The organism is Streptomyces tibetensis (assembly GCF_040647715.1).
Taxonomy (GTDB): Bacteria; Actinomycetota; Actinomycetes; order Streptomycetales; family Streptomycetaceae; genus Streptomyces; species Streptomyces tibetensis_A.
Genome location: NZ_JBEZCR010000001.1, coordinates 137211 through 151258, shown reverse-complemented (window position 1 = coordinate 151258; position 14048 = coordinate 137211). Strand labels below are relative to the sequence as shown.

The following is a 14048-nucleotide window of genomic DNA, read 5'->3' as shown; positions in this document are numbered from 1 at the left end:
CCGATCGCGCAGCGTGCTCATGTATAGCGTCCAGTGTTCAACCACCCGTCGATTCAAGCCAGGTCGAGAACGGGACCATCGCCTCCCCTTCACCGACCGCCTCCGCCGTGACACTGCCCGTAAACTGATCGACAGCAGTGCGGCCGGGGGGCCGTGACGTGAGCGTGGGGGTACGAGAGCGCCGATGGAGCCGCTGGACGCCGACAAGGACCCCCGTGTGCTGGGGCCTTTCGAACTGCTTGCCCGGCTGGGGGAAGGCGGCATGGGCGTGGCCTATCTGGCCCGCCGGATCCCGCTGGACGGACTCACGGACGAACTGACCGCGACGTACCACCTGGTCGAGCCCGACGAGGGCGCGGACGCCGCGGAGTCGAGGCTCGCCGTGGTCAAGATGATCCAGCCGCACCTGTTGGACAAACCGGGGGCCAGAAAGCGGTTCGACAGGGAGATCGACACGATCCGGGCCGTCGTCAGCGACCGGGTACCGGCACTCCTCGCGGCCGACACCGAAGCGTCGGAACCGTGGTTCGCCATGGACTACATCGCGGGTCCGTCGCTGCACCGCATGGTGATGGAGTCCGGCACGTTCTCCGTGGGCCCGTACGCCGCCCTGGGCCTCCACCTGGTGGACGCCCTGCGCGCCATCCACGGCACGGGGCTGCTGCACCGCGACCTCAAGCCGGACAACGTCGTACTGGGCCCGCACGGCCCGGTCGTCCTGGACTTCGGGCTGGCCACCCTCATCGAACGGCGGACCAGCCAGGCGATCACCGGCCCCGGTGAAGCCTGGGGGACCAAGAAGTACATGTCCTACGAGCAGCTTCACAACTTCCCGAGCGCCAAGGAACCCACCGACGTGTACGCGCTCGGTGCCACGCTGTTCTTCGCGCTGACCGGCAGGCCGCCCTACCCGGAGGAGCCCCTGCTCACCCCGCCGCACTGGAACGGCGTCGGCGCGGACTTCCGCCCGCTGCTCGCGCAGATACTGGTGGACATCCCCGGCCTCCGTCCGGACCTGGACAGGGTGGACATGGGGCTGCGGGCCCTCCTCCACGAAGCGGGGCTGACCCAGGACCTGGCGTTCGAGCAGCTGAGGGTACTGGTGGCGGAGGCCGGCCTGGCTCCGGAGCTGCCTCCTGAGGCACGCTCGGGCGGTGTCGATCCGGCGGTGCGGGATCGGGCCCAGCGGGCGGTCGACGCGGGGGCCGCGCCCGACGCGCCGTGGGCGGGGGGCACGCCGGTGGACCTGTCGAATGGTGGCGCGGGTTTCTTCGGCCTCGTCGACACCGACGACATCGAGCTGGCCGTGGATACCGCCGAGGACGGCGTACCGGCCGGGTACACACCGACGGTCGTCGACGAGCCCGAGGCGCAGCCTGTCGGACCACTTCCCGCGCCGAACCAACCGGACGAGATCGCCGAGGGGCCTTCCGTCGAACCCCCCGACCCCACCAGCTACCACCTCCCGCCTCCACGGCCGGCCGTGGAACCGCCCGCGGCTGCTCCGCCTCGTGCCGCACTGCGCGTCGCCGAGCGGCTGCGGAAGGCCTACGCGCACAGCGGCAGGCTGTAGCAGCGCAGACGGCGCGGCCGCAGGCTGGCGGAGTCGGCAGGACAGGCGGCCCCTCACGCCGTGCCCTGCCAGGCCTGATCGCCGAAGCCCTGAGCCGTCCTCCGTAAGCCTCCCACCGCACCTCTCCGGAGCCCTAGGCTTCACAGGGACGCCCTGCCCCGGCGGCATCGGCCACCACCAGGCTTCACCGCCGCGGGGCGTTCCCCGTACCACCCGAAAGGACCCGCACCCCATGCCCGACACCGCGCCCGGCAGCACCGAGGACCGCCCCGCCGCCCAGGCCCTGGCGCAACCCGAAGGAGCTCCGCCCGCTGGCACAGTGATCGAGGTGCGGGACGAGGAGTGGATGGTCCGCAGCAGCGACGAGGTGCGCCCCGGCGAATTCGTGATCGAGGCGGTCGGAGCGTCTGAACTGGTGCGCGGCCAGGAAACCCGGTTCCTCGTGCCCACGATGGACCAGCCGCGGATCCTGCTCCCCGAGGACACCGAGCTCATCGGCGACCGCTCGCCGCACTTCCGGCGCAGCCGCCTCTTCCTGGAGGCCGTGCTCCGCAAAACCCCGCTCCCGCAGACCGAACGCCGGCTGGCACTGGCCGACGGCTTCCTCCTCGACCGCATGGACTACCAGCTGCGGCCCGCCGCGAAGGCCCTGGCGAACCCGCTGCGGCCAAGGCTCCTGATCGGTGACGTCGTGGGGCTCGGCAAGACCCTGGAGATCGGGGTGCTGCTCAGCGAGCTGATTCGGCGCGGCCGGGGCGAGCGCATCCTCGTCGTCACACCGGCTCCCGTGCTCGAACAGTTCCAGCACGAGATGTGGACGCGCTTCTCCCTCCCGCTGGTGCGGCTGGACAGCGCCGGCATCGCCCGGATCGAACGGAAGATCCCGGCGGGCCGCAACCCGTTCACGTACTTCAAGCGTGTGATCATCTCCATGGACACGCTCAAGAACCCCAAGCGCTACCGCCCCTGGCTGGAGCACATCCGCTGGGACGCGGTGGTCATCGACGAGTCCCACAACCTCATCAACCAGGGCAGCGACCGGCGCGCACTCGCCGACCTCCTGGCCGAGCGCACCGACGCCCTCGTACTGGCCAGCGCGACCCCGCACAACGGCGACATGCAGGCCTTCACCGGCCTGATCCGCCTCCTCGACCCCATGGCGGTCAAGGACCCCTGCAACCCCAAGGCCGAAGAGCTGGACCACTTGATGCTGCGCCGCACCAAGGTCAGCGCCGAGGTCGCGGCGCAGCTCAAGGACCACTGGGCGCCGCGCGGCAGCTCCCACCCGGTGCGCTGCCAGGCGAACGAGCTGGAGGAGGAGGTCTTCCAGGAGCTGGCCCAGCACTGGCTCAAGCAGCCCGAAGCCCAGGCCGGTACGGAGGACAGACTGTTCCCGTACGTCCTGCTCAAGTCGTTCCTCTCCTCGCACCGGGCCCTGTTCTCCACGGTGCGTGAGCGGCTCGCCAAGACAGGTCACCGCCTCCCCGACGGACACAAGATCGTCGACGCGCCCCCGGCCGACGTCGAGGCACGCACGCCCGAGGCCGCCTCCCTCCTGCGTCTCATGGAGCTCGCCCGCGCCATCGACCGCGCGGCCGGCGGGGAGGACGGGCTGACCGCTACGTCCAAGCTCGCCGGTCTGGTCACGGAGCTGCGCCGCATCGGCGTGGGGGCGGGCAACGTGCCCCGGGCGGTCGTCTTCTCAGAGCGCCGCGAGACCCTCGACTGGCTCGGCGATGTGCTCCCCCCACTGCTTGGCTGGAAGAAGAGGGACGACGCCAAGGCCGCCGTCAAGGTGCTGCACAGCACCGGCGTCTCGGACAAGGTGCAGATGGAGTACGTCGACGAGTTCGCCCGCGCGGGCGGCGACGTCCGTCTGCTGCTCACCGGCGACGGCGCCTCCGAGGGCGTCAACCTGCACCGTCAGTGCCACCACCTGATCCACTGGGACCTGCCCTGGAGCCTGATCAGGGTCGAGCAGCGCAACGGCCGCATCGACCGGTACGGCCAGACCGAGCCGCCCGAGTTCCGCGCGATGATCCTCGAATCGTCCGTCGAGGGCGCGCTCGACGACACCGACATCGCCGAGAAGGTCCTCGCCCGTGAGGCGAGGGTGCACGCCGTCCTCGGAGCCGTGGAGGCGGCGACGAAGGAGAACGACGGCGACCTGGAGGAGCAGCGCGTCATGGAGGCGCTGCTCAAGGGCGAGGCACCGCAGGAGGCCGTCGCGGACCTGGAGTCCGTTCCCCTGGACGAGGGCGTCACGGCGGCGGACCTGCCGCTCGCGCAACAGCTGAACGCCGAGTTCGGCGCGGACGGCGACCCGTTCGAGGACGCCGACTTCGACTTCGACACGGACTACGACGGCGACGCGGGCTTCGACTTCGACCAGGCCCCCGACACCCCGAACACCCCCGGCGCCCCGCAGGAGGAGCCGGTCCCCGCCGCGCAGACCGCCGCCCAGGCTCCCCTCCACCACGTCGAGGAACTGCGCCTGTTCAAGGACCGCCGCGAATACGTCCTCGCCGGCCTCGCGGAACTGGCCGACCTGGAACCCTTCCGCCTGGACACCACCGTGAACGGCACCGACCTCAGCTTCGACACCCCGGACGACCTCGCCGACCGGCTCGACGTGCTGCCCGCCGGCTACCTGCGCGACCAGGGCATCACCCGCCGGATGAAGCTCACCTTCAGCAAGAAGGACGCGGCCGACTCCCTGAAGCGGGCCCGTGAGGACGCCGATTCCTCCTCCTTGTGGCCGGACGCCCACTACGTCGGTGAGCTGCACCCCGTCATGGAGTGGATCACCGACAAGGTCCTGGTCCAGCTGGGTCGTCAGCAGGCACCGGTGATCCAGGTGGACCGCACCCACCTGCCCGAGCCGGTGTTCCTCACCCTGGCTGGGAACGCCACCTGGACTGGTTCCCGGCGCGCTTCCGGCCCTACGCGCACCAGGCGGAGTCGTTCGCCCGGCTGACCGGCAAGGACGGGCACCGGCCCGAGCCGACCCTCGTGACGACCGGCACGGGCTCCGGCAAGACGGAGTCGTTCCTCATCCCCGTGCTCGACCACTGCCGCCGCGCGCGGGAGGCCGGGAAGGCGGGCATCAAGGCCGTACTGCTGTATCCGATGAACGCCCTGGCCGGTGACCAGGCCAAGCGCCTCGGCGACCTGTTCGAGCGCGACAGGCGCCTCGACGACGTCACGGCGGGGCTGTACATCGGCGAGGCCTCGGCCGCGCGCGGGTCCGAGCCGCCGTACGGGCGGGTGATGGTGGACCGGGCCGAGATCCGCCGCAACCCGCCGGACATCCTGATCACCAACTACAAGATGCTGGACCTGCTGCTCCAGCGGCAGCAGGACGCCTCCCTGTGGCGGGACGCGGACGTGGCGTACGTCGTGATCGACGAGTTCCACACCTTCGACGGCGCCCAGGGCACCGACGTGGCCATGCTGCTGCGCCGCCTCGCGGCCGTGGTCGGGGCCGCCGAGAAGGGACGGCCGCTCGGGTCGATCTGTCCGGTGGCGACCTCCGCGACCCTCGGGTCCGGCGGCGGGGCGGGTGGGGCGCGGGCCATGCTGGACGTGGCCTCGCAGGTGTTCGGCGTACGGTTCCCGGACGACGCGGTGGTGGGGGAGGACCGGCGGGACATCGACGAGTTCCTCTCACCCGTCGACCACTCGCTGCCCCTGCCGTCTCCCGAGGAACTGGCCGGCCTCCCGGACCCGGTGCGCACACCCGGCGGCATGGACGCCGTGGCCCGTGCCACCCTGGGGTGCGACACGGCCGACCCGCGCGAGCTGGGGCGGCGACTGCTCGCCCATCCCCTCACACGCGCGCTGCTGCACACGAAGGACGCGCCTCTGACGGCCCTGGAGGTGCTGGAAGGCTTCGACGCCACCTCGGCCTGGCGCGCCGCCGCCGCACAGGCCCCGGAGCGGGCCGCTGCCGCGCTGGCGCGCTTCGTGGCGCTGATCTCCGTGGCCCGCGATCCCGACGCGCCCGCCGACGAGGAACGGCCGCTGCTGCTCGTGGAGACACATCTGTGGCTGCGGGCGCTGTCGCGGGTGCTGCGGTTCGTCAGCCCGGAACCGGTGTTCTCCTGGTCGGACGCCGACCAGGCCGCCCTCGCCGAGCACAACCGCGCCGAAGCCGACCGGCAAGCGGTGGCGGTGGCCGCGCAGGTGGAGCGGCGGCGGAAGGCGCGCGCCTCGGGGCGGCTGCCGGCCGCCTACTGCCGGCACTGCGGGCGCTCGGGATGGTCCGCGATATGTCCCGACCGCAATCCGCAGAACCTGGTGCACGCCCCGGACGAGATCTACCGGGCCAGCGTGGCGGGCGGAGCCGCCAAGGGCCGGGTGCGGGCGATGATCGCGGCCACCCCGGCTGAGGCCGCCGAACAGGCCCGCGCCACACTCGCGCGCCGCGCCCAGCGCGGCCGGCGGGGCGCCGCGCACGACGCGACCCTGATGGTCCTGGAGGACAACGGCACGGCGCTGCGCAGACTGGACCCGGACGAGGTTCTCCGTGCCGACGGCGGGATCTCTCCCGCCCCGGACAACGGCGTCTACGTCTGGACCTGGTTCGAGAACCAGGAGCGCGGCGACTACTCCAAGCAGGACCGCTGCCCCGCCTGCGGGCAGGCCCAGGGAATCCGCTTCCTCGGTGCCGGTGTCGCCCCGCTCGCCTCGGTCGTGGTCACTCAGCTTTTCACCGGCGGCGAACTGCCAGCCGAGGACGAGGAGAAGCGGGACCGCCGCAAGACGCTGATCTTCAACGACTCGGTGCAGGACGCGGCGCATCGCGCCGGCTTCGTGGCCAGCCGCGCCTGGAAGTTCTCGCTGCGCTCGCTGATCCACGAGCAGCTGTCCGAGCGCGTCCGCACGGACCCCGCCTACGCGGCCGACGGCGTTCCGCTCAACGAACTGATCGCCTCCCTCGTGAGTCGGGCCGCCGTACAGGAGAAGCGGGTCCTCGCCTCCGTCGTCCCGCCCGACCTGCATGACGTGGCCCAGGTCAAGCGCCTGCTCGAAGGACGCAAGCGGATCCCGGAGTCGACCTGGGAGCTCGTCGGCCAGCGCCTCGCCTTCAACACCCTGCTGGAGTTCGGCCTGCACTCCCGCCTCGGCCGCACCCTGGAACTGACCCGCACGGTCGCGGCCGAGGTGCATCTGCCCGAGCCCGAGAAAGCGGCCAAGGCGGCCGAGGCTCTGTTCGGCTTCCACCAGGGGCAGCTCCTGCCCGTTGCCGCTGGTGCGGCGAGCGGACCCCCCGCCCCGGGAGCCCCCGAGCGGCTCCGCTACTTCGAGGGCTTCGTCCGCGGACTCCTCGAACACATCCGTCAGATCGGCGGCATCCACCACACCTGGCTGGACGACTTCATCGACGAGGAGGGCCGAACCCGCTACCCGGTCTGGACGGGCCGTCCCACCGGTATGCCCGCCTTCGGCCGCAACTCCGAAGCGCCGGCGTTCGTGCTGGTCGGCGCCCGCAGCGGAAGCACGGACTTCGAGCGGGTGGACACCCGGGACAGCTGGTACGTCGACTTCACCCAGCGCTGCCTGGGGCTGGACCGGCAGACGGCGGGGGAGTACCTGGCCGCGCTGTTCGAGCAGCTGGCCCACGACGACATCGGCGCACTGGCCCGGCGGCGGACCAACACCGCCGACAAGCAGCAGGGCCACGGGGTGTACGGGCTCACACCGGGCCATGTACGCGTACGTCCGCTGGACGACGAACAGACCCCGCTCTCCGTGCTGACCTGCCGGGAGTGCGGCTGGACGCAGACCGTCCCGCCGGAGCGCGCCGAGGTGTGGCAGGGCATGCGCTGCCCGCTCAAGCGCTGCGAGGGAGCCCTCGCCCGGCCGTCCGCCGAGGTCGGTGGCCGGGCGGCCCGCGACCCCCGCTCCAACTACTACCGGCGTCTGTACCGGGAGGCCAAGCCGTACAGCGTGGTCGCCGCCGAACACACCGGTGTCCTCAAGCGCAAGGAGCGCGAGGAGGTGGAGAAAGGTTTCCGGCGCGGCGTCAAGCACACCGACCCGAACGTCCTGTCCTGCACCCCGACCCTCGAACTCGGCATCGACATCGGCCAGTTGGAGTCGGTCATCCTGGCCTCGCTGCCGCCGTCCACGGCCGGCTACGTCCAGCGGGTCGGCCGCGCCGGGCGCGCCACCGGCAACGCCTTCACGGTGTCGCTCGCCGACACCAGCCCCCGCGCGCTGTACCACCTCGCCGAACCACGCCACCTGATCGCGGGCCCGATCCTGCCGCCCGGCTGCTTCCTGTCGGCGGGTGAGCTGCTGTGCCGTCAGTACACGGCGTTCCTGATCGACCGCGCGGCCCGGGGTGCCCTGGAGGGTGTCATTCCGCTGCCGGACCGGGTGACCCAGCTCGTCGGCCGTTCCGGCTGGTTGAAGCAGTTCGGCCAGGCGACGGTCGGCCGCCTGGACCTCGCGGACGAATTCCTGCGCCTGTTCCCCGAGATCGAGGGCGTTCCCGGATCCGGTGCCTCCAGCGATGCCCGCAAGGTGCTGCGGCGGTTCGCCGCGGAGAAACTGGGCCAGGAGCTGGACGCCGCCGAGCGCGCCTGGCAGGCCGAGCGTGCCGAACTCGTCCGGCGCAAAGACATGATCAACGATGCGGCGGACGCGCTCCAGGAATCCGTGGACGACGAGGCCCGTGAGAAGCGCACCCTGATCCGGGAGGCGACCGGCGTCAGCAAGCGGCTCCAGGAGATGGCCCAGGCCGACGCCCAGGGCTTCCTCGTCGAGCACGGGCTGCTGCCCAACTACAGCCTCGTCGAGGACGGCGTACGACTGGAGGCGATGCTCACCTTCAAGGAGCCCGTCCGCAAGGCCCGTACGGCTGACGGGAAGCCGGACGCCGGGGACGCGCCCAAGACCAAGTGGAGCAGCGAACCGCGTGTCTACGACCGGCCCGCCGAGGCCGCGCTCACCGAACTCGCCCCGGGCAACGCCTACTACGTGCGCGGCTACCGGCACGTCGTCGACGGCTTCGACCTCGGTCCCACCAGGAAGGGCTCACCGGCAGGCCTGCCGGTCGGACTGCGCACCTGGCGGATCTGCCGGGAGTGCGGCCACGTCCGCACCGGTGAGCGGGCCGAGCAGGACACCTCGCCCTGCCCGCGCTGCGGCGGCCACGGCATCGGCGGACGCAGCGCCGTCTTCCAGGTGGTCGTGCCGCGCAAGGTGACCGCCCACGACAAGCGGGACGACGCCCGGATCGTCGACGACCACGAGAACCGGGTACGGACCACCTACACCACCGTCACCGCCGTCGACGTCGACCGGCAGAACATCAAGGAGACCTGGCGGCACAAGAACAGGACCTTCGGGGTGGACCACGTCCGCGAGGCGGTCATCCGCCGCTTCAACCTCGGCAAGGCCCGGCACGGCCGCCCCAAGGACACCTACTTCGCCGGCACCGAGGTGGCCACCCCCACCGGGTTCACCGTGTGCCCGCGGTGCGGCGGCGCCACCGACCGGGAACCCGGTCACAGCCCCACCCAGGAATCGCTCAGCCAGTCCCTGCTCGGCCGCCCCGAGCTCGCACACCACCGGCCGTGGTGCCCCACCCGCCGCCGCGACAAGCAGGCCGCGCCCGAGGACGTGCAGGTGATCACCGCCACCGAGCACCGCACGGAGGCACTGCGCATCCTGCTCCCCGCCGCCACCCTCAACGTGCCCGAACGCCTCGCCTCCTTCTCCGCCGCGCTCCACCTGGGCCTCGCCCGGCGCTACGGCGGCGACCCCGCGCACATCCGCTCCGCCCCAGCAACCGAGCCCGACCGGGACAGCGAGCTCACCCGCAACTACCTGGTGCTGTACGACGCGCTCCCCGGCGGGACCGGATACCTCCAGCGTCTGGTGGAGCGTGACGGCGAGGAGTTCCGGGCGGTGCTCGCCGAGGCCCAGGACGCGCTGCGGGTCTGCCCCTGCAAGGACACCCAGGGGCGCCGCGCCTGCCACCTCTGCCTCCTCGGCTACGCCCCGGAACGGGACTACAAGGACCTCGACCGGCAGGAAGCCCTGTGGATGCTCGACGATCTGCTGGGCGCCGACGGGCACAGCGGATGGGACTTCCGCAAGGAGTCGGCCGACGCCGAGATCCGGTTCGCCGCGCAGGCGGAGAGCGACCTCGAGCGCCGTTTCATCGAGGCCCTGGACCGCTGGCTCGCCGTCCCTGACAACGGTGCTCCCGCGGACCACGAAGAGACCCCCACCGGCAGGCAGGGTAAGCAGTTCACCCTCACCCGGCCCGGCGGCGGCCGGGTCCGCTGGGAGGTCGTGGCCCAGAAGGACCTGCACGGCTACCGCACCCGCCCCGACCTCCTCTTCCGCCCGATCACCGGGGACACCACGAGCGACGGCGCGCCCCCCATGCCGATCGCCGTCTACCTCGACGGTTACCGCTGGCACGCTTCCTGCCGCACCAACCGGATCGCGGCCGACGCCGCCAAGCGTGCCCTGCTGCGCGCCGACGGCATCCTCGTCTGGCAGATCACCTGGGACGACGTGGTGGCCTGGGAGAAGGCCCTGAGGACTCCGCCGGACGAGCCGGCCGAGGACGTGGACGAGCCTCGCGATCCGCTCGCTCCCGTTGTCGCCGGCCCCGAGGCCGACGCGGCCTGGCCGCCGTACGACGTGACCTCCCCCGCGGGGCCGGGGGCCATGGTGCGCAAGCAGTGGGCGAACGCACGACGGGATCCCTCGGAGGCCGACGCCCTCCTCTACGACGGGGCGATCCCATCCCTGCTGGGCTTCCTGCGCGACCCCCGGCTGAACAAGTGGCAGCAACTCGCCCAGCTTGCGATCAGCGCGCCCGCCTTCCTCCGTAGAAATGACCTCGTCGACGCCGACGCGGTCACCGCGACCGGGTGGATCGAGGCCGCCGTCCGTGACGAGCCCGCCCCGGCCGTCACGGGACAAGGGCTCAAACTGCTCTCGTTCCAGGACGGTTCAGGGCTGCCTCTCGTCCTCGCCGGAGCCCGGCGCGCCGACGCCAAGGCGCTGCGCTGGAGTGCTCTCGCCGTGCTCGACGATCGGCCCGAAGCGGTCGAAGGTGACCGGCCCGACCACAGGCGCCGCTGGAAGGCCTGGCTGAGCTGGGGGAACATCATCCAGTTCCTCGACCCCACCGGCGCGGGTCAGGCCGACGGACTCACCCTCGCCCGCTCCACACTCGACACCTTCGACGCCTCTCTGCTCGCCGCCACTGCCGGGTTGGGCACGGGCCTTCTGGCCGCGCTGCGCGCAGACGCACCGGGCACCGGGCTCGCCCTGCCCGAGGACCTCGACGACGCCGAGGGCCGCCCGCATGCCGTCAACCCGGCGGCACCCGAGGAGCAGCCGGAAAAGGGGACCCCGGAAGCGGACGAGGGCATGACTCTCGTGGAGCGAACCGCCTGGCAACTGGTCGTCGAAGAGCTGTCCAAGTGGGGAGATCCCGAGGTCGCGGTGCTCGCCGAGCAACTGTCGGCCCACGAAGACGTGCCTGCCGGCAAGGCAGGCTGGGATGTCGAGGGCGTCTCCCGCACCATCGAACTCGCCTGGCCCGCCCATAAGATCGGCATTGTCCTCGGGGAGGACGCCGAAGACACGGAGTACATGGCCCAGTGCGCGTCAGCCGGCTGGCACGTACGCGCGCCGGGTGACTGGGACACTGCGGAACTCGCCCGGCTGCTGGGCGAGAAGGGGGGCGCGCGATGAGCTACGCGGCGGGTCGGCCGGGGGGCCGGGCCAGGACGCGGGTGCAGGTGGGGCTCCAGGCCCACGAGGACATCCGGCGCCGGGGCGGTGCCGTGGGGGACGCGGTCGCGACCTTCGTCCACCGGTTGCGGGCCGACCGGAACAACCGGGCCCTGGGCCGGACCTTCCTGCGGGCCGCGGGCGCCAACGGGGACCTCCACCTCGCACAGGCCGAGACCTGCATGGTCCTGCTCCTGTCGACCGACGGCGAGGACGAGATGCGGGTCCTCGCGGTGCGTGACGGAGCTCAGGCCGGAGCCGAACTCGCCCGGCTCACCGTGGAGATCAACCCCGTGTCGGGCGCGATCGAGGTGGTCGACCAGAGTGAGGTCAGCGCCCAGGTCGTCGCCCTGCCGGACCGCACGGAACCCACCACGGAGGACGCCCCACGCGACGGGGCGGCCAGGACGGACGCCGCACCGGACACGCCTCGCACCGACGCCGCCCCACCGGCAGCGACCCCCACGAGCAGCCTCCGCACCCCGCTTTTCGCCCGATATGACGACGAGCTCCTTCTCGACCTCGGAGTCGTCCGCTCCCTCCTGTCGGCACTGCGGAAGGTCCGCACTGACGAGCAGTTCGACGCACTGCTCGCCCACAACCTTCCGGAACTCACACGGGACGTCCTCCTCGCACTGCGCGACCGCGTGGATCCGGAGGAAGTGCGGCAGCACATCACGGAGAAGTGGCGTGCGGAGGAGGACGTCAATCCCCGTGACTTCTCGCGTGCGGCCCAGCGTGCCGTGTCCCAGGCCGAGACCGACGACGACGCCGTGCTCGGCGCGCTCGGCAAGAGTTTCGACGCCTGGAGGCTGTTCCTCCACCCCGAGCAGAAGCGCCTCGCCACCGGTGACTTCAAGGGCTCAGCGAAAGTCACGGGCGGTCCGGGCACCGGCAAGACGGTCGTCGCCCTCCACCGGGTTCGTCACCTGGTCGACAGGCTGCCGCCCGGCCACTCCCACGCGGTTCTGCTCACCACCTACAACACCAACCTCGCGCTGGATCTCAAGGAGCGGCTGCGCCAGCTGGGCGGCGACGAACTCCTGGCCCGCGTCGACGTCAAGTCGGTTGACCTACTCGCCCGTGAGATCGTCCAGGAATCCCGGGTGGAGCTGGGCCGGCCGATCGACGACAACGCGGCCATGAACCTGTGGCACACCGTCATCACCGAGACGAACAGCTTCCAGTACGACGCCGACTTCCTGGAAACGGAGTTCAGGCATGTGATCGTCGCGGGCGGATGCGGCTCCTGGGAGGCCTACCGACGCGTCACCCGCTCGGGACGCCCACGCGTCACCACCGCCCAGCGCCACGAGATCTGGCAGCTCGTGCTCGCCTACAAGGCCCACTTGGAGTCCTCGCCGCGGCAGACGACGTACGCGCTGATCGCCGAAGCAGCGGCCGCCATCGAACAACGCCGGATGGCCCGCGCCGAGGAACAGGCACGCTACAAGGAGGAAGTGGGGGGCCGCGACCTGGTCCACCGCGAGGCGGGCAGCGGCATGTGGCTGAAGCCGCGCTACCAGCACATCGTCGTCGACGAGGCACAGGACCTGTCCGCCTCGCACTGGCGCATGCTGCGTGCCATGGTCCGCAAGGGGCCGAACGACATCTTCCTGGTGGGCGACGCCCACCAGCGCATTTACGGCAACCAGGTGGTGCTCGGCCGCCAGGGCATCGAGGTCCGCGGCCGCGCCTCACGGCGTCTCACCCTCAACTACCGCACCACCCGTCAGATCCTGGGCAGCGCGAACCGTCTGATCGAGGGTGCCTCTTTCGACGACCTCGACGCGGGCACCGACACGCTCGACGGCTACCGATCCGTCCTCACCGGGCTGGCCCCGCAGTTCTGGCGGGCCCCAGACCGGCTCACCGAGATGAGGGCGGTGGCGACCCTCATCCAGGAACGCCATGATGTCTATGGCACGCCGTACTCCGCGATGGCCGTGAGTGTGCCCGATGGGGGCTCTGCTCAGGAGTTCGCCAATGTTTTGGCCCGGGAACCCTTCAGCATCCCGGTGGTCGAGTTGAGGCGGGAGGGAGTTCGCGCCGACCTGGACGCCGTACGCATCGGGACCATGCACCGTTTCAAGGGCCTGGAGTTTCAGCGCGTCTTCCTTACCTCCATCGGCGAGGGCCAGGTACCGCATCAGCGCATCGAGCAGTACCGGCTCGCGAACCCGGGCCGCTACCACCAGGAAGAACAGCGCGCCCGTTCTCTGGTGTTCGTCGCCGCCACCCGCGCACGTGACGAGCTGATCGTCACTTGGAGCGGCGAGGCCAGCCGCTTCCTTCCTGAGGACGCCGACGAAACCGCCCACCGAGCCGCCGACCTGCTGAGGCACGACGGACCGCCGTCCGGTTCGTCGGAAACTACCGCCGCCTGACCGTGCGGTGATCGTCGTGTAGGCGAAGCCGACTCAGCCCGCTCCGCTCGCCGATATTTCAGCGCGCCGTGCCGTTGGCCCCACTCCTCCACTGTGATCGAGGGCCGCCATGGCGGCCCTCTCCGTGCGGTCGGGAGAATTGAGGCTCAGGTGGGCGGTCGACAGGTGGGCCGCGGTATTGGCGGTCAGGCATCACTGTGCAGGGTGAGGCGTAGGCAGAAGGCTGACTTTACTTCGGCCGATGCGTGTGTCTGGCCTCGTATTGCGGCAAACGTCCCCATAGGGACTCGAGCGAGGACTATTCCGAGCGCCCAGAG

The 14048-nt window shown here is 71.2% G+C and carries 4 protein-coding genes; all 4 read left to right on the top strand.

What is annotated here, in order from left to right; genetic code table 11:
* Nucleotides 1-184: 184 nt before the first annotated feature.
* The 4 genes from AB0B29_RS00640 (at nt 185) to AB0B29_RS00625 (ending at nt 13731) form a co-directional block, all read left to right on the top strand.
* A complete protein-coding gene (locus AB0B29_RS00640) occupies nt 185-1573 on the top strand; it encodes a serine/threonine protein kinase (RefSeq protein WP_362232057.1) in 1389 nt (462 codons plus the stop codon).
* A gap of 232 nt (nt 1574-1805) precedes the next feature.
* A complete protein-coding gene (locus AB0B29_RS00635) occupies nt 1806-4550 on the top strand; it encodes a DEAD/DEAH box helicase (protein WP_362232054.1) in 2745 nt (914 codons plus the stop codon).
* The gene (locus AB0B29_RS00630; RefSeq protein ID WP_362233839.1) at nt 4487-11305 is read left to right on the top strand and encodes a DEAD/DEAH box helicase; all 6819 of its coding nucleotides are present in this window, start codon (nt 4487-4489) and stop codon (nt 11303-11305) included. Before AB0B29_RS00635 ends, AB0B29_RS00630 begins: the two co-directional genes overlap by 64 nt.
* Entirely contained in the window at nt 11302-13731 is a 2430-nt protein-coding gene (locus AB0B29_RS00625) for a UvrD-helicase domain-containing protein (protein WP_362232052.1), read from the top strand. Before AB0B29_RS00630 ends, AB0B29_RS00625 begins: the two co-directional genes overlap by 4 nt.
* Nucleotides 13732-14048: the final 317 nt, after the last annotated feature.